The sequence below is a fragment of the Pseudomonas sp. MWU12-3103b genome (genome assembly GCF_023100615.1).
Lineage (GTDB): Bacteria > Pseudomonadota > Gammaproteobacteria > Pseudomonadales > Pseudomonadaceae > Aquipseudomonas > Aquipseudomonas putida_A.
Window position 1 is genome coordinate 41,214 of record NZ_JALMEY010000018.1, and the last position, 24,174, is coordinate 65,387.

The following is a 24,174-nucleotide window of genomic DNA, read 5'->3' on the forward strand; positions in this document are numbered from 1 at the left end:
CCGGAGATCGCCATGTCCATCCTCCTCACTCACCCACTGTCCTGGAGCGCCTCCCTGCTGCTGCTCGACGCGCTGCTCTGGCACCTCGCGCCGTTTCAGCATCGGGCACCGAGAGTCGGCATTCGCCTGGCGCTGTTTCTGGCGTTCAGCGCACTGATCATCAACGCCGAGATCAGCCCGTTGCAGGCGCCGCTGTTCGCCGATGACCGGGTGATGCAACTGGGCGCAACGGCGTTGGGGATTGTCTGGTGGCTGTACGCCGCGCGGGTGCTCACCGAGGTGATCGGTCTGGCACTGATGCGGCGCATCGGCCACAGCGGTCGGCTGTTGCAAGACGTGATCGGCGCGCTGGTGTTTCTGGCGGCGATCGTCGCGGCCGCCGGCTATGTGCTGGAGCTGCCGGTCAAGGGCCTGCTGGCGACCTCCGGGGTAGTGGCGATCGTCGTTGGTCTGGCGTTGCAAAGCACCTTGAGCGACGTGTTCTCGGGGATCGTGCTCAACACCACCAAGCCGTATCAGGTCGACGATTTCGTGGTGATCGACGGTGTCGAGGGCAAGGTCATCGACATCGACTGGCGCGCCACGCATCTGTTGACCAGCAGCGGCACCCTGGCGGTGGTGCCGAACTCGGTGGCGGCCAAGGCGAAGATCGTCAATCTGAGTCGCCCGACCAACCTGCACGGGGTGTCGATCAGCATCAAGGTGCCGAATCACATTCGCCCGCGGCGGGTGCTCGACGCCCTCGACCGTACGCTGCAGGGCAGCAGCAGTCTGCTGCTCAATCCGCCGCCCAAAGCCATGTTGAAAGAGGCCGGCGAGGAGATGTCGGAGTATGTTGCCAGCGGTTTCATCAGTGAACTGAGCAAGAAAGGCGAAGTGCGCAATCAACTGTTCGACCTCGCCCATCGACATCTCGAAGCCGCAGGTATTTCCCGGCATCCCGATGGCGTGATCGAGCCCTCGACCCGCGCCCGGGCGTTGCTCGATGAAGTGAAAGTTTTCCGCTCGCTGAGCCATGAGGAACGTGATCACCTCGCCGAATCGATGGTCGCGCAGCAATACGCGGCCGGTCAGGTGGTGCTGGGGCTGGATGAAGTGCCCGACAGTCTGTTTGTCATCGCCACTGGCGTGGTCAGTGCGACCGTGCCCGACGGCAACGGCCAGACCGAGGCCGGACGCATGGGGCCGAGCGAGGTCATGGGCGAACAGAGCATCCTCGCCGATACCCCGTCGCAAGCCACATTCACCGCGCTGACGTCGAGCATCATCTATCGCCTCGACAAAGCGCTGACCCGCCAATGCATGGAGCAGCGCAGCGAAGTCGGCCAGGCGCTGAACAAATTGCAGGCCGTGCGACAGCAGAACAGCCGGCTGGCGTTGATGGCCAAACCGGTGGCGGTGCGCAAGGGTGGTTTTTTGGGTTGGCTGCAAAAGCGCTGATGCGAGAGCAAGATCAAGAGCCCCCCTCACCCCAACCCTCTCCCCCAAGGGGGCGAGGGGGAAAGGGAGCCGATCTCCGTGTACTTCAATTTCGGAGATCGGCTCGGTATTGCAGGTCGGCGTATCGCGAACAAACCCCTCAGTCAGTCCCCTCTCCCCCAAACGAGGGGGAAAGGGAGCCGATCTCCGGGTACTTCAATTTCGGAGATCGGCTCGGTATTGCAGGTCGGCGTATCGCGAACAAACCCCTCGGTCAGTCCCCTCTCCCTCTGGGAGAGGGCTAGGGTGAGGGGCTTCAGGCATCACTTGGCCGTGAACTTGGTGTAGCTGTTGATCAGGTTGCGATAGTTCGGCAGGCGTTCGGACAGCAGATGCGCCAGGCCTTCCATGTCGTTGCGCCAGTCACCTTGCAGCTCGCACGCTACCGAGAACCAGTTCAGCAGGTGTGCACCGGCGGCCGACATGCGCGCCCACGCGGCTTGTTGCACGGTGGTGTTGAAGGTGCCGGAAGAATCGGTGACCACGAACACTTCGAAACCTTCAGCAATGGCCGACAGGGTCGGGAATGCTACGCAGACGTCCGTCACCACACCGGCGATGATCAGTTGCTTGCGGCCGGTGGCCTTGATCGCTTTGACGAAGTCTTCGTTGTCCCAGGCATTGATCTGGCCAGGGCGCTGAATGAACGGTGCATCGGGGAATTGCTCGCGCAGCTCAGGCACGATCGGGCCGTTCGGGCCGGCGTCGAAGCTGGTGGTGAGGATGGTCGGCAGCTTGAAGAACTTGGCGATGTCGCCCAGTGCCAGCACGTTGTTCTTGAACTCGTTGGGGGTGAAATCCTGTACCAGCGAGATCAGACCGGTCTGGTGGTCGACCAGCAGCACGACCGCATCATCTTTGTTCAGACGCTTGTAGGGAACGCTCATGGGAAACTCCTCGGTGGATGGTTGTTGCGTGAGGCGCCGACCGGTTGGCCGGCGCTTTTTTGTAGTGATCAGAAAGCGAAACAGGAACAGCCGAACGCGCCCCAGAAACCGGCGAAGTCGCTGACCGGTGCGTTCGACAGTCGGGCTTTTTCATGGCTGTGCGCGTGCACTGCGCAAGCACCGACGCACTGGTGCACTTGCGCCTGCAAAGGCAAGTTCGGGCGCCAGTGGCCCGGCACCTTGACCACCGGCGACCAGTCCGGCAGCACGGGGATCGAGCGCGGGCCGAGGTCTTCGAAATCGCCGGCGGCGTAGACGATCTTGCCGCCGACCACGGTCAATACCGACTCGATCCACTTGATCGCTTCTTCCTCGACATGGAAGAAGTCCGCGCTCAGCGCCGCCAGATCCGCCAGTTGCCCGACCTTGATCTGGCCCTTCTTGCCCTGTTCCGACGAGAACCAGGCGCTGCCGTGGGTGAACAGTTCCAGTGCGGTAGTGCGTGGCAGACCTTCTTCGTACAGGGCCAAACCGCCGACGGTGCGACCGCTGACCATCCAGTACAGAGATGTCCATGGGTTGTAGCTGGATACCCGGGTGGCATCGGTGCCGGCGCCGACCGGTATGCCTTCGGCAAGCATGCGTTTGATCGGCGGCGTGGCTTCGGCGGCTTTCGCGCCGTAACGGTCGACGAAGTATTCACCCTGGAACGCCATGCGATCCTGAATCGCGATGCCGCCGCCCAGCGCCCGCACCCGCTCGATGTTCTGCGGTGTGATGGTTTCGGCGTGGTCGAAGAACCACGGCAAGCCATTGAACGGAATGTCGCGATTGACCTTCTCGAACACGTCGAGCATGCGGCTGATCGATTCGTTGTACGTGGCGTGCAAGCGGAACGGCCAGCGCTGCTCGACCAGATGGCGCACCACCGGTTCCAGCTCCTGTTCCATGGTCTGCGGCAGGTCCGGACGCGGTTCGAGGAAGTCTTCGAAGTCGGCGGCGGAGAACACCAGCATCTCGCCGGCGCCGTTGTGCCGCAGGTAATCGTCGCCCTGGTGCAACTGGACGCTGCCGGTCCAGTTCTGGAAATCGGTCAGCTCTTCTTTGGGCTTCTGGGTGAACAGGTTGTAGGCGATGCGCACGGTCAACTGATCATCCTTGGCCAGTTGCTCGATCACCTGATAGTCGTCGGGATAGTTCTGGAAACCACCGCCGGCATCGATCGCGCTGGTCAGGCCGAGGCGATTGAGTTCGCGCATGAACTGCCGGGTCGAGTTGACCTGATATTCCAGCGGCAGCTTCGGCCCCTTGGCCAGCGTCGAGTACAGAATCATCGCGTTGGGTTTTGCCACCAGCATCCCGGTCGGGTTGCCGTTGGCATCGCGGACGATCTCGCCACCCGGCGGGTTCGGTGTGTCGCGGGTGTAACCGGCGACGCGCAGTGCGGCGCGGTTGAGCAGCGCGCGGTCGTACAGGTGCAGGACGAACACCGGGGTGTCTGGCGCGGCCTGATTGAGCTCTTCAAGAGTCGGCATGCGTTTTTCGGCGAACTGGAATTCGTTCCAGCCACCGACCACACGCACCCACTGCGGAGTCGGCGTACGGTCGGCCTGCTCCTTGAGCATGCGCAACGCATCGGCCAGCGACGGTACGCCTTCCCAACGCAGTTCGAGGTTGTAGTTGAGGCCGCCACGGATCAGGTGCAGGTGCGAGTCGTTGAGACCGGGGATCACGCAGCGCCCGTGCATGTCGATCACTTGCGTGGCCGAACCACGCAGGGCCATGGCCTGGGTGTCGTTGCCAACGACGACAAAGCGGCCGTCCTTGATCGCCACGGCACTGGCCAGCGGCTTGCTGCGGTCTACGGTATGAAATTGGCCATTGAACAGAATCAGATCGGCGTTCATCGCAGTTCCTTTCGAGTAGATGAATGGGTGTCAGCGTGACGGCTGTTTCGCCGGTTCGACGTGAGCATGGGCCTGACCGGCTTCCAGCCACGGCGCGAACAACCGGGTCACGCGGGGCATGAACACGTACACCACCGACAGGACGATGGTCAGGGTGATCAGGAACGTGGCGACCACGTAGTTGGAAAGCAGCGGATGCAGCTTGAGCAGCGGCCCCCAGATCAGCGGCACCAGCAGCGTGTGCGGCAGAATCACCAGCAGGGTGATCACCGCTTGCTTCCAGCGCGGCGGCGGCTTCGCGGCATCGGCCAGCGGCGCGAACCAGAATTCGTTGACCGGTGCGACTTCAGTCTGGTCGCCATCGGCGAGCATCGGCGCCGCCTCATCCACCAGCGCCTGACGCTGCGGCGATTCCAGCCACAGCTGCATGGCCTCGGTGGAGGAAAAGCGCAGGACGCAGGTGTAGGTGTCGAGACCGGCCAGTTTGCCGCGCACCACGTCGACCCCGAGGTGACCGTCGCGCTGCCCGGCGACCCGGACGATGTTGCGCAACCACGCCTCGTAAGGCTGTTCAAAACCGGCCTTGACCCGGTGCTTGACGATCAGGGTCACCGTTTCACCGACCCCCGGTGCTTTTGGACTCAGGGCTTCAGGCATAACGCAGCACTCCGGGCAGACGAACATTGAGCGCCAGGCGTCCCGGCCCGGCGATAAACACAGTGGCGAACAGGATCAACAGCAACCAGCCGAATTGCCCCTCGGCCACACTCCATTGCGGATGCACGACCAGCAGCGCCACCAGCAGAACAAAAAGAATAGGCAAGCAGGCCAATCGCGCCAGCACCCCGGCGACGATCAGTAGCGGACAGAGGACTTCAGCGAAAATCGCCAGGCAGAGTGTGAGGTGCGCGCCGAGGTGGAACGGGTCTTCGATCTGCTGCAATTGCGCGTTGAAGTCCAGCAGCTTGGGCAAACCGTGGACCCACAGCAGGAACAGCCCGCCGCTGACCCGCAGAAACAGCAGACCGACATCCTGTGCCTGTTCATCGTGTTGTGATGCGCTCATGACCCTACCCTTTAATCCTTATCGGGTTGAATCATGCTCGGTGCGGGCGAGGGAAAATTGAATGGATGTGCTCTCTTTCAGGCGAGTCGGATTCCTGTGCGAGCGAGCCTGGTGCGGGCGGCGATCCGACAGTGGCGTCCGGTCAGCCAGCATCATTGTTGAATGACACACCGCTTTCGCGAGCAAGCCCGCTCCCACAGGGAAATTCGGCGCGTCAGGAATGCGGAATATCCAGCGGCGCCGCCATGAACTGGCTGATCCGCGAGCGCAGCCAGCGCTCCGCCGGGTCGTTGTCGTGCACCCCGCTCCAGGCCATCGACAGCTGTGCGGCGTCGATCGGGAACGGTGGATCTTCAGCGCGCAAGGCGCAACCTTCGACCAGCGCACACGCGGCATAGTCCGGCACGGTGGCAATCATTTCAGTGCCGGCAAGCAACGCGCGCAAACCGCTGAACTGTGGCACACCGAGCACCACGCGCCGACGCCGGCCAACCTTGGCCAGGTCCAGATCGATGTTGCCGCTCAGGTCACCGGAGAACGACACCATTGCGTGCGGGCGCTCGCAGTATTCGTCCAGCGTCAGCGGCCCCGGGCGATCATCGCCGCGTAGCACTTTGCAGGGAATGTCGCGCAGTTTCTTGCGCTTGGCGTTGGCCGGCAGATCGGTGGTGTAACTGACGCCGACCGAGATTTCCCCGGACGCCAGCAGCGCCGGCATCAACAGATAATTGGCACGGCGCACCACCACGACAATCCCCGGTGCTTCCTGCTGAAGCTGTCGCAGCAGCGGCGGAAACAGACCGAATTCGGCGTCGTCCGACAGGCCGATGCGGAACACGTCGCAACTGCTGGCCGGGTCGAACTCCTTGGCCCGGCTGACCGCGCCGGAGATCACGTCCATCGCCGGTTGCAGCTCCTGCAGAATCGCCAGCGCGCGGGCGGTCGGCTCCATGCTGCGACCGTTGCGCAGCAGCAACGGATCATCGAACAGGTCGCGCAAACGACCCAGCGCCGCACTGACCGCCGGTTGGCCCATGAACAGTTTTTCAGCGACGCGGGTCAGGTTCTTTTCGAACATCAGCGCTTCGAAAATCACCAACAGGTTCATGTCGACGCGACGCAGATCGTTACGGTTCATGGGCTCGAGTTCCTTGTTTGAGAAGTCGTGTTCAGTCGGGTGCGATAGCGCCGTACTTTACTTGATCAACGGTACGCTGGCCGCACGTTTGTATGGGCCGTATTTCACCGGCACCCATTGAAAGTGTTTGTCGATGGCGACGACTTGCAGCGATGTGCTGAGTTCAACGTTTTGCGGCGCAATTAACAACGTTTAACTCGTCAGTCTTCCGGCCCCGTCCAACAATGAAACCCTCTGCGAAACATTGTTTTTTTGACCAGAGGGAAACGTGCCGAGCGTGCGTTGCCCCCCGACACGGACATTGGCCATGGCTCACTTACAACAAACAGTCGCCCTCGCCCCCTCCAGCGAATCTTGCACACCGCGCATCGGCGGCCTCAGTCCGCAACGCGAACGGCGGGCCAAGCAGTTGATCCTCGATCGCCTGGGTGAAAGCCTGGAAGTCACCGAGCTGGCAGAGGCCTGTTCGTTGTCACGCAGTCATTTTTCCCGGGCGTTCAAATGCAGTACCGGACTCTCGCCACAGGACTGGATCCGCACCCAGCGCATCGCTCGCGCCAAGCAGTTGATCCGGCTCACCCACTTGAGCCTGACGCAGATCAGCCTGGAATGTGGCTTCTGTGATCAGGCACATTTCTGCCATATCTTCACCCGCAGCGAAGGGATCAGCCCTTTCGCCTGGCGGTGTCGTGAGGTGCCGGGCATGAAGCCCGAAAGACCGCAATCAGCGGCCGCGCCTGTCGGCATACGCCTGGCGGTCTAGACGCTGTCGCGCGCCAAGCTCATTTCCCTTCGCGTCATTGCTGCCTCAAGCGCTGCGCCACTTGCGCCACCCGCTCGCCCAGATGTGCCGCCGTGCGCCGGTCTTCGAGCGGCGGCGCCTGCTCGGGGGGCTGTTCGACATTGGATTGGGACATGGCCCCGAGCGCGCTGCCCAGACGATTCAACTGACCATCGAAGCAGCCCGCCACCGAGCGCGCCGGGAGCAGGTCGAGACCCACCCAGATCATCGAATGTTGCGCGGCGAACACCGCCATTTGCAGCAATGTATTGAGCTTGTCGCCGCACAGGCTTCCGGAATTGGTGAACCCGGCGGCAACCTTGTTGCGCCATGGTTTTGCCAGATAGAACGCCGCGCTGGCCTCCATGAAATGCTTGAAGCCCGCCGACGCGCTGCCCATGTAAGTCGGCGCACCGAAAATGATCGCGTCGGCGCGGTGCAACTCATCCCAATAGAACTCGACTTCTTCTACCGCCACCAACCGACAGGTACTGCCCAAGTGCCGTTCGACGCCCTGCGCCACGGCTTCTGCCATGACGCGAGTGTGGCCATAGCCGCTGTGATAGACCACCACCACGTTGCTCATTGCGCCGTCCTCCGCTCGGGTGCACTCCATTGCAGCCATCAGGTCCTGGCCTGAGGCCAGGCTTGATTCAGCGGATTTTTGGGGTTGAAGCGAACACAGACGAGTTAATCGTTGTTAATTGTCCGCGAGACAAAGCGCTGGTCTGAACATTGCAGCGGGCAAAAATGCCGATCGCTGCATCACTTTCGAGCATTGCCGGCAATCTGCACGTTGCACTGACGCCAGAACCTGCGGAATATGTCCGCAAAACTGCGGATTAGAAGGCTGCGTGCCGCTGACGCTGATCCGCGCTGCCCTTCACGGAGGCTTCACACGCCGTGGGCAGGATTATAAAAATTTCGCAGGAGTGAGCTGTTGAGTCTTCCCCCGAATCAGGCCCTCGGTTTCGGCCCCTATCGGATTCAGCCGGGCAAACGGCTGCTGCTTGAGGGCGAGCAGCCGTTACGCCTGGGCCGACGTGCCATGGATATTCTGCTGATCCTGCTGGCGCATGCCGGCGATGTCGTGAGCAAGCAGCAACTGATTGCCGGCGTGTGGCCGGACAGCGTCGTCGAAGACATCAATCTGCGGGTGCACATGGCGGCGTTGCGCAAAGCCCTGGGCGATGGTCAGGGCGGGCAGCGATACATCGTCACGGTGGCGCAGCGCGGCTACAGCTTTGTCGCACCGATCAGGCTGCAATCGATCGAACAGCACACCTGCGCAGAGACCGGCACCCGGCATAACCTGCCACTGCGCCGCACGCGAATGATCGGCCGCCAGCCGCTGGTCGACAGCCTGATCAGGCAGTTGCCACGCCAGCGCTGCATCACGCTGGTCGGCCCCGGCGGCATCGGCAAAACCACCGTGGCCCTGCGCGTTGCCGAGCAGATGATCGGCCACTATCGGGACGGTATCCGGCTGCTGGATCTGTCGCCGATCAACGACGCACGAATGATCTGCTCGCACCTGGCGGCCCTGCTGGATGTGGTGCCGCATGACAACGACCCGCTGACCCACCTCGTCAATGCGCTGCGCGAGCGCCAGATGCTGCTGGTGATCGACAATTGCGAACACCTGATCGACGCCATGGCACTGCTCAGCGAGAGCATTTTGCGCGGTGCGCCGCAGATCCACATTCTGGCCACCAGCCGCGAGAGCCTGCGTGCCGAAGGCGAGTATGTGCAACGTCTCGAGTCCCTTGATTACCCGCCGCCGATTGCCGTGCTTGATCGTGCGCAGGCGTTGAGTTTTTCGGCACTGCAACTGTTTGCCGAACGCGCCCTGGCCGCGCACGAGGGCTTTGAATTGAGCGACGCCGAGTTGCCCGATGCGCTTGAAATCTGTCGACGCCTGGACGGCATTCCGCTGGCGCTGGAGCTGGCGGCGGCGCAGGTTGGAGAACTCGGCCTGCAGGGTTTGCTCAGCCAGCTGCAAGGGCGTCTGCCGGTATCGGCTGCCGGCAATCAGAGCAGCGTGGAGCGCCACCAGACGCTGCGTGCCACGCTGGACTGGAGCTTCAACCTGCTGACCGATTGCGAACAGACCTGCCTGCGCCGGCTCGGCGTGTTTCGGGGCGGCTTCACGCTGGAGTCCGCCGCTGCGGTGATCGGTGGACAGCACCTCCAGCCCGGCGAGGTGTTCGGTTCGATCACCCAACTGGTCGCCAAATCGTTGCTCAACGTCGAAGTCGGTGACGAAGAAGTGTTCTATCGGTTGCTCGACACCACGCGCCGCTATGCCCTGGAAAAACTCGAGCAAGGCGCCGAACTCGCCGAAACCCGCGAACGCCACGCTGAACGTTGTCTGGCGCTTATGTATCAGGCGCAGACCGATTGGGAAACGACCTCAACCGCCCTGTGGATCGAACGCTACGCACGCGGTCTGGAAGACCTGCGCGCGGCGCTCGACTGGAGTCTGAACGGTGCAGGCCCCAATGATGTGGGGATTTATCTGGCCGCGACCTCGGCGCCCCTGTGGCAAGAGTTGTCGCTGCTCAAGGAATACGGCGGTTACGTGCGTCAGGCGCTGGCCCTGCTGGAAAACGCTGCCGAACCTTGCCCTCGGGTGAAGATCGCGCTGAAACTGGCGCTCGGCAGCGCCTGCTACCACACCTGGGGTGGTACCCCGGAAACCATCGCCGCATTCGTCGATGCCCATGCGCTGGCGCAAGCGTACGACGACGTGGCTGGCCAACTGCGTGCAGTGTCCGGGCACATGGCGGTCAACCTCAGCTGTGGCAACTATCGGTCGGCGCTGGAACAGAGCGAACAGTTCGATCGACTCGGCCTGCACGGCGACCCGCAGCTGTCGCTGAGCACACATCGCCTGCGGGTGCTGGCGCTGCATTACGCCGGCGACCAGCAGCAGGCACGCCTGCATGCCGAGCAAGTAATTCAGCGCATGGCGCAAAACGGCAACCCCAACCGCTTCACCCATGGCTTCGGCGTGCAGTACGACCAGAGCGTCGCCTCGCTGACGGTGCTGGCCCGGGTGTTGTGGCTGCAAGGTTTCCCTGAACAGGCCTGGCGCACGGCCAGGCAGGCACTGGACATCGCCGTGCAAATCAACCACGGCACCTCGATCTGCTACACCCTGGCGCTGGCCAGTTGCCTGATTGCTCATTACAACGGTGACCCGCAAAACGCCCGTGCTTTGCTGCAGCTGTTGCTGGAGCAGGCGCAGAAGCATTCCGTATTGCTGTTCTATCGCTGGGCATGCCAGTACGCGCAGGTTCTCGACGCCGATGCCGCCGTGCCGATAGCGACCGAAGACAGCGGCCTGATCAGGGAGATCATGGTCACCCTGGACAGCAGTTTTGTTGATGACGCGTTGCTTGAGCGGGCACACAGCGGAGCAGCAGGCTGGAGCACGGCGGAGATTCTGCGGGCTCGGGCCGATCAGATGTTGATTGAAGATTCGGCTTGCCCCGACAGCAGCACCCGGCAAGCCGAAAAGGTCTTGCTCCAGGCACTGTCGATCGCGCAAACCCAGGGCGCCCTGGCCTGGGAACTGCGCAGTGCTACTTCGCTGGCGCAGTTGTGGCAACGGCAGAACCGCTACCGCGAAGCACTGGAGTTATTGAACCCGATCTATCAACGCTTCACCGAGGGCTACGCCACCCCGGACCTGCGCAAGGTGCGCTGGTTACTCGACGAGTTGGGCCGCCAACTGCGAGCCTGACACCCAACGACTGCGGCTGACGAAGCGCGCATGCCGACGCTCGTACTCGTTGGATTCACCGCTGCGTTCCAGTTGTTCGCGGGCGTAACGACGGGTGGTGTTGAGCATGCGATAGCGCAACCCGGCACTGCCCCGCTCCACCGCCAGCAAAGACTTCTGCGCCAACCGATCAATCATCAGGGCCAACGTCGACGGGGGTAATTGCGCGCAACTGATGACACCCATCGCCGCATCAATGGCAAACGCCGTTTTGAAGACCGACAGGCGTTGCAGCACCCGCTGTTCCTGCTCACTCAGGTGCTGATAGCTCCAGTCCAGCGCGGCTTTCAGGGTTTGATGGCGTGGCACGGCAGTACGCCGACCATGGCTGAGCAGCTGTAAACAATTGTCGAGTTGAGACTGCAAGCCGACCAACGCCAGCGCATCAATGTGCGCCGCCGCCAGTTCAATCGCCAGTGGCAGCCCATCGAGCCGCCGACAGATGTCGCGCACAGCATTGAGATCCTGTTCACGCAGGGTAAAACCCTGCTGCCGGGCTCGGGCACGACTGACAAACAATTGCACGGCCGAATAGCTCATGGTCTCTTCGACACTGCCCAACGCTGAGGACTTGGGAATGGCCAGTGGCGGCAGGGTTTGCACGGTCTCCAGACTGGCCTGCAATGCTTCGCGACTGGTCGCAAGAATCGACAACCGTGGCGCGGCCTCCAGTAAACGTTCAACCAGAGCCTTGCAGGCTTCACGCAGATGCTCGCAGTTATCCAGCACCAGCAAGCTGTGACGCGCTGCCAGCGTGACGAGATCGGTTTCGAGGGTGTGCAACAGATAATCGAGCAGTGGCGTGGCGTCGTTGACTACCGCCAGGTCCACCAGCCAGACCCCGTCGCGAAAATGCTGTAACAGCAACTCTGCAGCACGCAACGCCACCGTGGTTTTGCCGACACCCGCAGGCCCCGTCACGGTCATCAATCGGCACAGTGGCAATTGCCGCACCATCGAGCCCACCACTGAATCGCGACCGGTCACCGGCGTCAGCCGCACAGGCAAGTTGTGTTGTGGCGCTTGCAGGTGTTCCAGGGCCACGTGCTCGAAATTGTCGCCGTGCACCGGAGCAACGAAGCTGTAGCCACATTGCGGCACATTGACGATGTAGCGCTGGCCGTTCTCACCGTCACCGAGCGCCCGGCGCAGGGCGGCAATGTGGACGCGAAGATTGATCTCTTCGACCACCGAAGTGGGCCAGACCCGTGCAATCAACTCTTCCTTTCTGACCACTCGGCCTGCACGCTCGACCAGCACCTGCAGAATGTCCAGCGCACGCCCGCCCATGCGCAGTTGCCGATCCCCGTCGAGGATCAGCCGTTGGCGCAAATGAAAGGCGTAAGGGCCGAAATACAGGACTGACGCCGAGTGCAAATCGTTGAGGCTGTTCATGCCAACTATCTTGGCAGCCTGCGATGACGGCACAACCTTCACACAGGGCGCAGCACGGACATCCGGGTGCGCACAACGGACAGAACCGCTCTAGCTGAACTGTTCGCGGTATTGCACAGGGGTAAGACCAAGTTTTTCCGCGAACAACAGACGCATGTGCCGAACACTGCCAAAACCACTCTTGTAGGCCACGGTTTTGAAAGGCAGGTCAGTGGTTTCCAAAAGATTTCGTGCGCAGTCGATACGCGCACTTTGCAGGAACTCCATCGGCGTCATATTGATGTCGCGGACAAACGTCCGCGCGAAGTGCCGTGCACTCATGTTGGCCAATCCTGCCATGCGCTCGACACTGAACACTTCGTCGAGATGGTCCAGGACGTAATTCTGTACTCGGGTGATCGGTGTTTCCTGAGGCGCCACTGCCGCCATCAAGGGGCTGAACTGCGCCTGTCCGCCTTGACGTTTCATCACCACCAGCAGCACTTTGGCGACGTCCTGGGCCAACTTCTTGCCGTGATCCTGCGCCACCAGCGCCAGCGCCAGGTCGATGCCGGCCGTGACCCCGCCAGAGGTGATCAGATTGCGATCCTCAATGAAAATCTGGTCGGTGGCGACGCTCGCCTTTGGAAATGCCTTGATCAGGCGTTCGGTGTAGTTCCAATGAGTGGTCACCCGATAGCCGTCGAGCAACCCGGCATGGCCGAGCACGAAGGCACCGGTGCAGATCGAACCATATCGCTCGGCACAGGGCACCGCCGCTTTCAGCCAGGCCAGCAACGCCGGGTGTTTTTCGTTGTAAGCCCCCGGCCCTCCTGGCACCAGCAGCAAATCGTAGCGCTCAAGGGCTTGTTCGATATGCCGGTCGGTGTGTACCAGCACACCGTTGGACGCACGCAACGGCCCGCGCTCGGTGCCAAGGGTCGTCAGCTGATAGTGCGACTCCGGTTTCAAATAGCGATTGGCCACCGAAAACACTTCCAGCGGCCCGGCCATGTCGAGCAGCAGAAAGTCGGGGAACAACACCATGGCCACGGTTTTCATGGGGTACACATCACTGATAATGAAAAATGGACGGACAAGACTGGCTGAGCATTATGGCCAACTGCGACACAATCGTCGGAAAAAAATACGTGATCAAGCGCACACAACTGTCAACCAGAAAGGGACAGTATTTCAATTTCCATCTACTTATTACCCCGAAGAGTAAACAGTAACCTTCTCCTCACTCGGACGAATTCACGTCCCCCAAGGAGATTTCATCATGCTGACTCTTCGCAAAGCCTCAGATCGTGGCCTCGCCAATCATGGCTGGTTGAAGTCGTTCCACACCTTTTCCTTCGCCAGCTACCGCGACCCGCGTGAACAGGGTTTTTCCGACCTGCTGGTGATCAACGATGACCGCGTTGCCGCCGGAAAAGGTTTCGGCCAGCACCCGCATCGCGACATGGAGATCTTTTCCTACGTGCTCGAAGGTGCGCTGGAACATAAAGACACGTTGGGCACCGGCTCGGTGATCCGCCCTGGCGACGTACAACTGATGAGCGCCGGCAGCGGCGTGGCGCACAGCGAGTTCAACCATTCGGCCACCAAGCCCGTGCACTTTTTGCAGATCTGGATTGTGCCGGAGATCAGCGGCGCCAAACCGCGCTATCAACAGGAGCACTTCAGTGCGCAAAAAAAACGTGGTCGCCTGCAACTGATCATCTCGCCGGACGGCAGCGATGGTTCGCTGACAGTGCGCCAGGATGCTCGGGTTTACGCCGGGTTGTTCGACGGCAAGGAAAGCGCCACCCTGAAACTGTCGGCCAACCGTTACGCCTACGTGCATGTCGCTCGCGGCAGTGTTGAACTCAATGGCCAGTTGCTGCAGGAAGGTGATGGCGTGCGGGTTCGCGAGGAACAGGCATTGACCCTGAGCAATGGCGTGGATGCCGAAGTCCTGGTGTTCGACCTGCGTCCGCAAGAGCTGCCGCAAATGCCATGAGGCAGGGTTTCCAAAGCCAACAAAAACGGCCTTCGATTGAAGGCCGTTTTTTTTATTTTGGCAACACCGGTGATGGCTGCTCGGCAGGCTTGGCTGCGCCGACTTCTTTGCCCGCCTGAACCGCCGCCAAGGTTGTTTGTATCGCTGCATACAGGTTGGCCTGACTGGCGAAATAGCCACCCACGACAATGCTGACCACACCAAACAGATGCACAGCCGTTGCCATCCAGACGTTGGCATTGACGGTACCCGCCTTTTTGAGCGCCTCTCTGGACTCGATGGCAATGCCTTGAATCATCGAGTCGTAGCGTTTATCCCGTTCGACCTGAATGCGCTCATTCGCCTTGTCTCGCTCTGCCTGGGAGCAAAGGAACTCTCGGATATCTGCATGCACTCGCTCTACCCGAGCATCCATCCTTGCCTCGATGGTCTCGATCCTGGCGTTGAATTCTTCACGGCTGATAGCGTTCATGGCTTGTGTGTTACGACCTTTGCTCAATGTGTCGAAGCTTTGATATTGCTCGAATTCCCTGGCTTTCAATCCGATCCCCTTCCCTGGGTTAGCGATACCTTCTCTGGCGCACCGATTTCCTGGCGCTGCGAGTTGCATCAACCTTAGGACTGGCGCTCCAAGCCCACAAGCCGGCAGATTCTGCTGTGGATGTAGGGCGTTTCGTCAGACGATGTAGCTTCTCCAAAGCGCTTTGAGCCGTCACTCATTCTCCAGTGCAAACGCCTCGACAATCTGCTCAATCACCGCCCTGACCCGTGCGGTGTGGCGCAAGTCCGCGTGGGTCACCAGCCAGACCTCATACGGTTGCGGGCGATTGCGCTCCGGCCAAAGCCTGATCAGGCCATCGCGCTCGCCCATGTACAGCGGAATTTCTCCTACGCCCAGGCCAGCCGCAATCGAGCGGCGTACCAGCAGACTGGAGCTCAGGCTGGCGACAATCCGCCCGCGATGCAGCGGTTCGCAAACCAGCGTCATGTCTTTGTGCGCCTGCAAATACGGCTGGTAGACCACCAGATCATGGCCTTCGAACGCGGTACCCTGAGGCGGGATGCCATGGGCGTCGATATACGCCTGTGATGCGAACAATCCCACGGGCCAGCGCGCAATCCGCCGCGCGATCAGATCGGGATTGTCAGGCCGGGTATTGCGCACAGCGATGTCGGCCTCGCGCTTGGCCAGGCTGAGGATCTGCGTGGAGGCGTCCAGTTGCACACGCACGTCCGGGTGCTGCGCGTGCAGGCGGCTAATGGCCGGGATCAGGAAGTCGATGGCCAGCGAGTCGGTGGTGCTGACGCGTACGGTGCCGGTCAAACGATCATCCAGGCCCTGAATCTGCCGCTCAAGTTCCAGCGCCGAATGCTCCATTTTTTCCACGCTTTTGAGCGCGGCCTCGCCGACCGCGGTCAGTGCGTAGCCGTCGGAGGTGCGCAGGAACAAGGTCGCGCTCAGGGACTTTTCCAACGCCGTGATCCGTCGCCCGACGGTCGCCTGATCCACCCCCAGAACCCGCGCTGCGCCGCGTAAGGTCGACTCTCTGCATACTGCGAGAAATACCCGCGCATCATCCCAGTTCATGCTGCCCCTAACCGATGCGAATTTGCATCACTATAAAGCCAAATCGCTGCATTACCGCAGCAAAGATAGCCGATATCCTGAGCGCCATAGACCTTCCTCAGGAATGCTGTCATGCGTACATCCACCTCAGCGTTACCGATTTTCTCGGGACTCTGCGCCAGCCTGGTCGGCATTGGTCTGGCGCGTTTTGCCTACACACCGCTTATTCCCTCGCTGATTCAGGCGCAGTGGTTTTCTGCCAACGACGTGGTCTACCTCGGCGCAGCCAATCTGGTCGGCTATCTGATCGGCGCCCTGCTCGGCCGGCCGATAGCGCGGCAACTGGGCAATAAAAACGCCTTGCGACTGATGATGCTGCTGGTCACCGCAGCGTTTTTTGCCTGTGCATTTCCGTTGTCGGTGAGCTGGTTCTTTGGCTGGCGGTTGCTGTCGGGAATTACTGGCGGCGCAATTATGGTGCTGGTGGCGGCGACTGTTCTGCCCCACGTGCCGGCATCCCGCAAAGGGCTGGCCAGCGGTGCGATTTTTCTCGGTATCGGCCTGGGCATCGCCGCCTCCGGGACCATCGTCCCGCCCTTGTTGAATATGGGCCTGCACGCCACCTGGTTGGGACTGGGCGGATTGTCGTTGTTGCTGACCGCGATCAGCTGGTTTGGCTGGCCTGCTGATCTACCGCACCCGACCGCCATTCACGCAGGCGCGACGGTTGAGCCAACGCCCTCCGCCGTCTATTTGCTGTTCGGCCAATACGCATTCATGGCCGCAGGTCTGGTGCCGGCCATGGTGTTTCTGGTGGATTACGTGGCTCGCGGGCTCGGTGCCGGGGCGCAGATTGGTGCACTGGTTTGGGTGATGTATGGCCTGGGCGCAATTGTCGGCCCGGTAAGTTACGGCTTTCTCGCGGACCGGCTTGGCGCGCGGATGGGCATCCGGCTGGTATTGGTGGTGCAGGCGATTGCGCTGGGACTGCTGGCGGTTTCCCACTCTTTCATCGCGTTAGCCGTGCTGGCAGTGATCATCGGTTCATTCCCGCCGGGCATCGTCCCGCTGGCCTTGGCCCGCGTGCATGAACTGGTGCCGGATCACCATCGCCAGCAAATCGCCTGGAGCCGCGCCACCGTATCGTTTGCCACATTTCAGGCGCTGGCCGGATTTGCCTATTCGGCACTGTTCAATGCCACGGGCGGTCAGCACGCAATGCTCTTCGTGATCGCCGCAGGGGCGATTGCCGTGGCGATCCTGTTAGAGCACGCCCTGAAATGGCTACCCTCAGTGACTGAACCACGCGTCTGTGAAAATTGAAGGGAATCATTGCCCGCGGGCTGCGCTCCCATCTTCAGAACCTCAAGCAACAGGAATCGACATGACTTTGCCCAACGAAATGACCCGGATCGAAATCACTCAACCCGGTGGCCCCGATGTTCTGCAAGCCAAACGCGTGCCGTTGCCGGTCGCTGCAGCCGGCGAAGTGCTGATCCGCGTGCATGCCGCCGGGATCAACCGCCCCGACGCCCTGCAACGCGCCGGCAAATACCCGATGAAGCCGGGCATGAACCCGATCCCCGGTCTGGAAGTGGCCGGCGAAGTGGTGGCGCTGGGTGCCGGTGTCAGTCAGTTTGCCGTGGGGGACAAGGTCTGCGCGCTGACCAACGGTGGCGGTTACGCCGAATACTGCAACGTCCCGGCCGGACAAACCCTGCCGATCCCCGATGGACTGGATTGGGTGCAGGCCGCCGCTATCCCGGAAACCTTCTTTACCGTGTGGGCCAACCTGTTCGGCCTCGGCGACGCTCAGCGCGGTCAGCGCGTGCTGATTCACGGCGGCACCAGCGGCATCGGCACCACCGCGCTGATGCTGTGCCGCGAGTTCGGCATCGAAGCCTTCGCCACCGCCGGCAGTGCCGATAAATGCGCGGCAATCAGCAAACTGGGTGGGCAGCCGATCAATTATCGCGAGCAGGATTTCGCCACGGTCATCGCCGAAAAAACTGCAGGCCAAGGGGTGAACGCGATTCTCGACATCATGGGCGCCTCGTACCTCAACGGAAATGTCAGCGCGCTGGCGATGGATGGCCGGCTGGTGATGCTGGGCTTTCTCGGGGGCGGCAAGGCCAACGACATCGACCTGTTGGCGATCATGGCCAAGCGTGCGGTGATCACTGGCTCGTTGCTGCGAGCGCGCACCGCAGAGGAAAAAGCCGAAATTGCCGAGCAACTGCGCGAACACGTGTGGCCGGCGCTGGCCGCCGGACACTGCTTGCCGATCATCGACAAGGTTTATTCGCTGAACGATGCGGCCCAGGCGCATGCGCGCATGGAAGGTGGCGATCACATTGGCAAAATTGTGCTGCGGGTGGACTGAGCCGCAGCATTTTGTAATCGTTGCAAGCACACGGTGGTCGAAAAAGTCACGCGCAGACCGAGCCTTCTGGTAAAAAGCCTTCTTTGTCTGCGCTGTGGTGAACCGTTTAATGTTCCTTTCCTTCATGACTCGTTTGCGTCGTCGCCGTCTGGCGTTCGCCTGCATGGCTGCGCTGATCATTGGCGTGCCGACGAGTTGTGCGGTGCTCGAACACACCGAGCGCAAACTGCTGTTTCGCATCGAACCGGGCACGGCCGGCTGGTATCACGGCTTGCCGGGCAGCGTGCAGGAACTCGACTTGCAGCCCAAGAGCTTCAAGGCCGGGCAGAATATTCATGCCTGGTGGTGGCCCGCAGAACGACCGAACGCTCCGGCGATTCTCTATCTGCATGGCGTGCGCTGGAACCTCACCGGACAGCTGTTCCGCATCGAGCAATTGCGCGCGGCCGGCTACTCGGTACTGGCGATCGACTACCGTGGTTTCGGCCAGAGCAAGGGCGATCTGCCTTCGGAAAGCAGCGTGTACGAAGATGCCCGTGTGGCGTGGGAGCGCTTCAAACTGCTGCAGCCCGACCCGAGCAAGCGCCTGATCTACGGCCACTCCCTGGGCGGTGCCGTGGCGATTGATCTGGCCGCCGAACTCGGCCAGGACGCGGCTCGGGACCATACCCCGCTGCCGGTCAAAGGCCTGGTGATCGAGTCGACTTTCACCTCTCTCGCCGATGTGGCGGCGGCGGTGGCCAATACTTCGCTGCCGGTACGCTGGCTGCTGTCGCAGAAATTCGACTCCATCGACAAGATCGCCGAAATTCACATGCCGCTGCTGGTGGTACACGGCATGGCCGACGCGTTCGTGCCGCCGCGCTTCAGCGAGCAGCTGTTCAACGCCGCCCGACAACCGAAACGACTGCTGTTGGTGCCGGGTGCCACCCACAACAACAGCATGGCGCTGGGCGGGCAGAATTATCGCAAGGCGATCGATGCGCTGATGCAGTCCAAACCCGCGCCGCGCGTGGCCGGCCCAGCATTGGTGCGCAGCGCGCAGGATTCCTAGCGATAGCCGCGAGCCTGCAGATCGAACAGCTTGGCGTAGTGCCCGTTTGCAGCGATCAGGCTGTTGTGATCGCCCTTCTCCAGTATCCGTCCGCCCTCCAGCACCATGATCTGATCGGCATTGCGCACACTGGAAAAGCGATGGGAAATCAACAAGGTCATGCGCCCTTCGGTGTGTTGGCTGAAATGCTCGAACACTGCCGCTTCCGCTGCCGGATCCAGCGCCGAGGTCGGTTCGTCGAGAATCAAGATGTCGGCATCGCGGCGCATGTACGCCCGGGACAAGGCAATCTTCTGCCATTGCCCGCCCGATAACTCCTGACCGCCAGCAAACCAGCGGCCCAACTGCGTGGCATAGCCACGGTCGAGGCCTTCAATGAACGGCGCGGCCATGCCTTCGGCCGCTGCGGCCTGCCAGCGCGATTCATCGTTGAACGCCGAGGTATCCCCCACGCCGATGTTTTCGCCCACGGTGAACTGGTAGCGAATGTAGTCCTGAAAAATCACGCCGATACGCCGCCGCAAAGTGTTCTCTTCCCAATCCTGCAAATCGCTGCCATCAAGCAGAATCCGCCCCTGATCGGGCCGATACAGGCGCGTCAGCAATTTGATCAGCGTGGTTTTGCCTGAGCCGTTCTCCCCCACCAGCGCCACACTCTTGCCCGGCACCAGGTGCAGGTCGATGCCTTCCAGTGCGGCACGGCTGGCCCCCGGATAGCGGAAACCGACGTTCTCAAAACGCAGGCCATCACCCGGATGCGCGCCGACGGTGAGATGACCGCAATCAGCCAACACCGGTTCGGCCAGATACTCATACAGGCTCGACAGGTACAGACCGTCCTCATACAAACCGCTGATCGCACTCAGGCTGCTGCTGACCGCACTCTGCCCCTGCTTGAACAACACCAGGTACATGGTCATCTGACCGAGACTGATATTGCCGTGCACCGCATCGATCACCACCCAGGCATAAGCCAGATAGAACGCCCCTGTACCGAGCAAGCCGAGACCGAAACCCCAGCCATCACGACGCAATGTCAGGCGCCGATCCTCGGCGTAGAGCTTGGCAAAAGTGTCCCGATAACGCTGCAGCAGCAACGGCGCAAAGCCGAACAGCTTGACCTCTTTGATGTAGGCCTCATGGGACAGCAAGGTTTCGATGTAATTTTGCTGCCGACTCTCCGGGGCCCGGCGGGTGAACAAGCGGAAAGCGTCGCCGGAAAAATGCGCCTCGGCAAAGAACACCGGCAACGCGCCGATCACCAGCAACAGCAGTGCCCACGGCGAAAAATGCACCAGCAGCACACCGAAGCTGATCAGCATGATCAGGTTCTGGATCAGCCCCAGCGACTTCATCACCAACGCCAGCGGCCGGGTCGAGGCTTCGCGGCGCACGCGCACCAGCTTGTCGTAGAACTCGGAGTTCTCGAACTGCACCAGCGACAGGGTCTGCGCCTTTTCCAGAATCAGCGTGTTGACCTTCTGCCCCAACTGCACCCGCAACAACGACTGCTGCACCGAGAGCGCCCGTTGTGTACCGGACAACAACGCCAGCACGCCCGCCTCCATCAGCACATAACGCAACACCGGCCACAGCGGTGCATCGCCCTGCTGCGCGTGCAACTGCATCGCCGTCACCACCGCATCGACAATGCGCTGACCCAGCCATGCGGCCAGCGCCGGCAGAACGCCGGCAATCAGGGTCGCCAGCACCAACCCCAGAAATAAACCGCGTGAAGTCGCCCAGACCAGCAACAGGGCGCGCCGGGCCTGATCGATCAAGGCGTTGAAGCGGGAAATCAAAGGCATGGCAGAACAAGCTCGATAGGTCGTACAGGGTGTCATGGTACTCCGCAGGTTTTATCCGTGCTGAAGCGCGGTGTTTTCAGAAGAAAAACATCTGGAAAAACTCTGGCCGTTGCGGCGTCCAATGCTTTGCTATGGTTTAACCGCCTTTCGCGGAACCTGGCGAAAATCGCCTCTCTCCGCGCCTACTGCCAGGAATGCCATCATGCGAATCAATCCCTACCTGATCTTCAACGGCAACTGCCGCGAGGCCTTCACCTTTTATGAACAAGCCTTGCAGGGCAAACTCGAAGCGATGATGACCTACGGCGAAACACCCGCCGCCGAACACGTACCGAAGGAGCACCACAACCTCGTCAACCATACCTGCCTGAAGGTTGGCGACCAGATGATCATGGCCTCGGACACCACACCTGATCGCCCGACCGGGGGAATGAGCGGCTGCTCGATTTCCCTCAACGTCGACAGCATTGCCGAAGCCGAGCGAGTGTTTAACGCGCTGGCCAAGGACGCTCGCGTCGACATGCCGCTGCAAACCACGTTCTGGGCCGCCCGGTTCGGCATGCTGGTCGATCGCTTTGGGGTGTCGTGGATGATCAATTGCGAGACTGACAAGTAACGCCGACGTTTCGTCAGGCATGAAAAAGCCCAACCTCTTCAGGTTGGGCTTTTTGATTTATCGCTGGGCCAGCTCATGCCGCACGCATTGTTCGTAATAGGTCTGCTTGACCGCTGCAGGTTTGAGCTTCGACGTGCTGTTGTAGGTCTGCTCGGTAATCCCCATCGCCGTCATGCGCATCCACGGTTGCTGGAACTTGCGCACCTGCAACTGCTTGCGCGCGCCGTACAACGAGATCCCCGAGAGCTTCGACTGTTGTGCGCCGGCGGCGATGTCCGAGCCCCACGTACAGGCAAACCGGTGACTCTTGCTCAACTCCCTCGCTTCAATGGCCGAAGCGAAAGCAGCCAGGGAAAGCGTTGCAACGGTTATGACAATCGTCCGCATATAGCCAACCTAACCTTTTGAAAAAAGGCGATTTTGCCGGGGAAGCCCAAGCCTGGGGGCCAGCAAATTGCCGCATTCGCGAGATTGATCCGGGCTTGCGACGTGGTCAGCGACCGTTGCGGACCTCAACCCGCAGACGCTCGGGGCCCGCTTCCGAGCATTCGATAGTGACCGGCAAGAAGCGCTCGATCACCGCGATGTTGCTGTGCAGATGCTCGGTCATTCTTGGGGTAGTGAATGATCCGCCACCGGCCAGCGCCATCGGCAGCAGCAACTGGTCGGCGAGGTGTTCCGCCACCGCAGCGTCACTGCGTAACCAGTCTGTCGCCTGATTGATTGCGCTATCAGCGACCTTCTCCGCCCGTAACAACACCTGGCCAAAGGCACTGAAGACTTCGGTGACCTGCTCGAACACGTACTCCAGTAACAGCACGTTACCGGGGCCACGCGCCGGGTCGAGCGTGATCGGATGCAAAGTTTCCGCTGCCCAGCGCAAGCGTTTCGCCACCTGATTCAGTTCACGCTCGGCGACGCTCGGTGCGAGACCGGCCGTCAGCGCCAAGGCTTGCTGCGACAGCAGCGCCCCACGCTCACACAGGTCCAGCAGCGTCAGTTGCGACGGCTGCACCGTGACGTCGATCTCACCGCCACCGGCCGGGACAAAGCCGTGACGCAGCAGATCCAGCTCAATGCCGGCACCCATGCGCCGCATCAACGGCAACCAGCTGCGCGTAAGGAAATCGACAGGCGGCGCCAACGGATTATGCGTACCGCCGCTGATCCGTACGCGACTTGTGCCCGGCGCCTGCAACAGCGCCGGCAGCAATGTCTGCAACACCAACGTGCAACTGCCGGCCGTGCCGATCGCAAACCGGTAATCACCCGAACGAATCGCTCCTGGCTCGAAAAACAGCGCCTGCGAGCCCAGTTCCGCTCCCGCGATCCGTGCGCCGCAGACTTCGGCGGCCGCCATCACTGCCGTCAAATGCTGGCGTAACAATCCCGGCCGACTGCGGCGGGCACGAATCTGTTTAATGCGAAACGCCTGGCCCGTCACCATCGACAGGCTCAGCGCGCTGCGCAACACCTGACCGCCGCCAATCGCGCCGTCCAGTTCAATCACTTGCGGTTCCATTTCAATCCTTACGCATACAACCCGACGATGTCCCTGAGGTAGTCATCCAGTCGTCGCGAGTCTTCCTGAGTTCTGAGTAATGTGGGCACATCGCGCTCGAGTTCGGCAGTGATGAACCTGTGCAGCGCCGGACGACGCGGGCCGTAGGCGCGCTCGTCGGCATTGCGTTTAAGTGCCAGCAGTTCGTCGACTTCAGCCAGCAGTGCGCGGTCGTCGACCGTGGTCAGCAGCTCGGCGAAGGTCATCGGTGGACGCCCACGTCCCTGATCGATCCAGCGCACCGCCAGCAACGGCCGCAGCACGTAGAAGTACTTCTTGAACCGTACGCTGTCGCCTTGCAGGTACTGGCGAAAGTTGTTTTTCGCCATCGACAGATAGTGGTTGCGGGCTGCCGGCGGGCTGTAGAACGCTTCGGCCAGCTCACGCAGTTGCGCAACCTGTGCGCTTTCGCTGCGGTACACCAATGGCGAGTCGAGCCACTCCAGCAGCGTCGGGTTGGACTTGCGCAACAACCCGAGGGTCTTGCGCAGTTCCCAGCCGCTGACGTCCAGCTCGTCGTCCAATGGCCGCTCGATCACAGCGCGCGGCGTGTCGACCTGAACGAACCACTGCGGTTTTTCCACGTACACGAATCGTACGTCGTAGTCGCTGTCGGTCGAGGCAAAGCCCCAGGCCCGACTGCCGGACTCACAGGCGTACAACACCGTGACATTGCGCTCGCGCTCTATACGCGCCAACTCTTCCAGTACCCGCGCACGCATCGTGGCGCACAGCGGGTGGCGTTCTTCGAATTCCATGCT

General features: G+C 61.3%; 23 protein-coding genes. 8 read left to right on the forward strand and 15 right to left on the reverse strand.

Translation table 11 applies throughout. The features are described from left to right. Window positions 1-12: 12 nt before the first annotated feature. Complete coding sequence (locus tag M0808_RS23850; protein ID WP_247842631.1) at window positions 13-1,440, forward strand: mechanosensitive ion channel family protein; 1,428 nt, start codon at window positions 13-15, stop codon at window positions 1,438-1,440. Window positions 1,441-1,742: 302 nt separating this feature from the next. On the opposite strand, the gene ycaC is transcribed toward M0808_RS23850, so the two are convergent. The 6 genes from ycaC to M0808_RS28525 all read right to left on the reverse strand — a co-directional run bounded on the left by ycaC (window position 1,743) and on the right by M0808_RS28525 (window position 6,666). Next, a complete protein-coding gene (ycaC, locus tag M0808_RS23855) occupies window positions 1,743-2,366 on the reverse strand; it encodes an isochorismate family cysteine hydrolase YcaC (protein ID WP_007961287.1) in 624 nt (207 codons plus the stop codon). Window positions 2,367-2,434: 68 nt separating this feature from the next. After that, a complete protein-coding gene (locus M0808_RS23860) occupies window positions 2,435-4,273 on the reverse strand; it encodes an amidohydrolase (RefSeq protein ID WP_247842632.1) in 1,839 nt (612 codons plus the stop codon). 30 nt (window positions 4,274-4,303) lie between these two features. Then, complete coding sequence (locus M0808_RS23865) at window positions 4,304-4,930, reverse strand: antibiotic biosynthesis monooxygenase (RefSeq protein WP_095136682.1); 627 nt, start codon at window positions 4,928-4,930, stop codon at window positions 4,304-4,306. Further along, entirely contained in the window at window positions 4,923-5,339 is a 417-nt protein-coding gene (locus M0808_RS23870; RefSeq protein ID WP_098964597.1) for a DoxX family protein, read from the reverse strand. The genes M0808_RS23865 and M0808_RS23870 overlap by 8 nt, the downstream gene beginning before the upstream one ends. A 214-nt stretch (window positions 5,340-5,553) precedes the next feature. Then, window positions 5,554-6,477: a LysR family transcriptional regulator gene (locus M0808_RS23875; protein ID WP_027611588.1), complete on the reverse strand. Its 924-nt coding sequence runs from the start codon at window positions 6,475-6,477 to the stop codon at window positions 5,554-5,556. A 57-nt stretch (window positions 6,478-6,534) separates the two neighbouring features. After that, entirely contained in the window at window positions 6,535-6,666 is a 132-nt protein-coding gene (locus M0808_RS28525; RefSeq protein ID WP_263399141.1) for a hypothetical protein, read from the reverse strand. 118 nt (window positions 6,667-6,784) lie between these two features. Between M0808_RS28525 and M0808_RS23880 the strand changes: the two genes are divergently transcribed. Further along, complete coding sequence (locus tag M0808_RS23880) at window positions 6,785-7,240, forward strand: AraC family transcriptional regulator (protein WP_210558979.1); 456 nt, start codon at window positions 6,785-6,787, stop codon at window positions 7,238-7,240. 34 nt (window positions 7,241-7,274) lie between these two features. Here M0808_RS23880 and M0808_RS23885 read toward each other — a convergent pair whose 3' ends face one another. Further along, window positions 7,275-7,844, reverse strand: a complete 570-nt coding sequence (locus tag M0808_RS23885) for a flavodoxin family protein (RefSeq protein ID WP_027611586.1) — start codon at window positions 7,842-7,844, stop codon at window positions 7,275-7,277. A gap of 354 nt (window positions 7,845-8,198) precedes the next feature. Here M0808_RS23885 and M0808_RS23890 point away from each other — a divergent pair, with 354 nt between their 5' ends. Next, complete coding sequence (locus M0808_RS23890; protein WP_247842633.1) at window positions 8,199-11,006, forward strand: winged helix-turn-helix domain-containing protein; 2,808 nt, start codon at window positions 8,199-8,201, stop codon at window positions 11,004-11,006. On the opposite strand, the gene M0808_RS23895 is transcribed toward M0808_RS23890, so the two are convergent. Then, entirely contained in the window at window positions 10,971-12,440 is a 1,470-nt protein-coding gene (locus tag M0808_RS23895; protein WP_247842634.1) for a winged helix-turn-helix domain-containing protein, read from the reverse strand. The two genes, M0808_RS23890 and M0808_RS23895, sit on opposite strands and share 36 nt — an antisense overlap. Window positions 12,441-12,530: 90 nt before the next feature. Next, complete coding sequence (locus M0808_RS23900) at window positions 12,531-13,481, reverse strand: GlxA family transcriptional regulator (RefSeq protein ID WP_247842635.1); 951 nt, start codon at window positions 13,479-13,481, stop codon at window positions 12,531-12,533. Between the two features lie 220 nt (window positions 13,482-13,701). On the opposite strand from M0808_RS23900, the gene M0808_RS23905 reads away from it, so the two are divergent. Beyond that, window positions 13,702-14,424: a pirin family protein gene (locus M0808_RS23905; protein WP_095136690.1), complete on the forward strand. Its 723-nt coding sequence runs from the start codon at window positions 13,702-13,704 to the stop codon at window positions 14,422-14,424. 52 nt (window positions 14,425-14,476) lie between these two features. On the opposite strand, the gene M0808_RS23910 is transcribed toward M0808_RS23905, so the two are convergent. Together M0808_RS23910 and M0808_RS23915 are read right to left on the reverse strand one after the other, a co-directional pair. Then, the gene (locus M0808_RS23910) at window positions 14,477-14,965 is read right to left on the reverse strand and encodes a hypothetical protein (RefSeq protein WP_247842636.1); all 489 of its coding nucleotides are present in this window, start codon (window positions 14,963-14,965) and stop codon (window positions 14,477-14,479) included. A gap of 171 nt (window positions 14,966-15,136) precedes the next feature. Further along, window positions 15,137-16,012, reverse strand: coding sequence for a LysR family transcriptional regulator (locus tag M0808_RS23915; RefSeq protein ID WP_247842637.1), 876 nt, complete (start codon window positions 16,010-16,012; stop codon window positions 15,137-15,139). A 111-nt stretch (window positions 16,013-16,123) separates the two neighbouring features. Between M0808_RS23915 and M0808_RS23920 the strand changes: the two genes are divergently transcribed. The 3 genes from M0808_RS23920 (at window position 16,124) to M0808_RS23930 (ending at window position 19,428) form a co-directional block, all read left to right on the forward strand. Beyond that, complete coding sequence (locus M0808_RS23920) at window positions 16,124-17,314, forward strand: YbfB/YjiJ family MFS transporter (RefSeq protein WP_247842638.1); 1,191 nt, start codon at window positions 16,124-16,126, stop codon at window positions 17,312-17,314. Between the two features lie 61 nt (window positions 17,315-17,375). Next, the gene (locus tag M0808_RS23925; protein WP_247842639.1) at window positions 17,376-18,374 is read left to right on the forward strand and encodes an NAD(P)H-quinone oxidoreductase; all 999 of its coding nucleotides are present in this window, start codon (window positions 17,376-17,378) and stop codon (window positions 18,372-18,374) included. Window positions 18,375-18,483: 109 nt separating this feature from the next. Continuing rightward, complete coding sequence (locus tag M0808_RS23930; protein ID WP_098964607.1) at window positions 18,484-19,428, forward strand: alpha/beta fold hydrolase; 945 nt, start codon at window positions 18,484-18,486, stop codon at window positions 19,426-19,428. Here M0808_RS23930 and M0808_RS23935 read toward each other — a convergent pair. Next, window positions 19,425-21,236, reverse strand: coding sequence for an ABC transporter ATP-binding protein (locus tag M0808_RS23935; RefSeq protein WP_247842640.1), 1,812 nt, complete (start codon window positions 21,234-21,236; stop codon window positions 19,425-19,427). The two genes, M0808_RS23930 and M0808_RS23935, sit on opposite strands and share 4 nt — an antisense overlap. A 202-nt stretch (window positions 21,237-21,438) precedes the next feature. Between M0808_RS23935 and M0808_RS23940 the strand changes: the two genes are divergently transcribed. Then, window positions 21,439-21,852: a VOC family protein gene (locus M0808_RS23940; protein WP_247842641.1), complete on the forward strand. Its 414-nt coding sequence runs from the start codon at window positions 21,439-21,441 to the stop codon at window positions 21,850-21,852. Window positions 21,853-21,909: 57 nt separating this feature from the next. Here the strand turns inward: M0808_RS23940 and M0808_RS23945 are convergent, their stop codons facing one another. From M0808_RS23945 to M0808_RS23955, 3 genes are all read right to left on the reverse strand, one after another. Next, the gene (locus M0808_RS23945) at window positions 21,910-22,239 is read right to left on the reverse strand and encodes a hypothetical protein (RefSeq protein WP_007961262.1); all 330 of its coding nucleotides are present in this window, start codon (window positions 22,237-22,239) and stop codon (window positions 21,910-21,912) included. A 106-nt stretch (window positions 22,240-22,345) separates the two neighbouring features. Further along, window positions 22,346-23,374 carry an RNA 3'-terminal phosphate cyclase gene (rtcA, locus tag M0808_RS23950; RefSeq protein ID WP_247842642.1) on the reverse strand — a complete coding sequence of 343 codons (1,029 nt, stop codon included), beginning with the start codon at window positions 23,372-23,374 and terminating at the stop codon, window positions 22,346-22,348. 8 nt (window positions 23,375-23,382) lie between these two features. After that, a complete protein-coding gene (locus M0808_RS23955) occupies window positions 23,383-24,171 on the reverse strand; it encodes a nucleotidyltransferase domain-containing protein (protein ID WP_247842643.1) in 789 nt (262 codons plus the stop codon). Window positions 24,172-24,174: the final 3 nt, after the last annotated feature.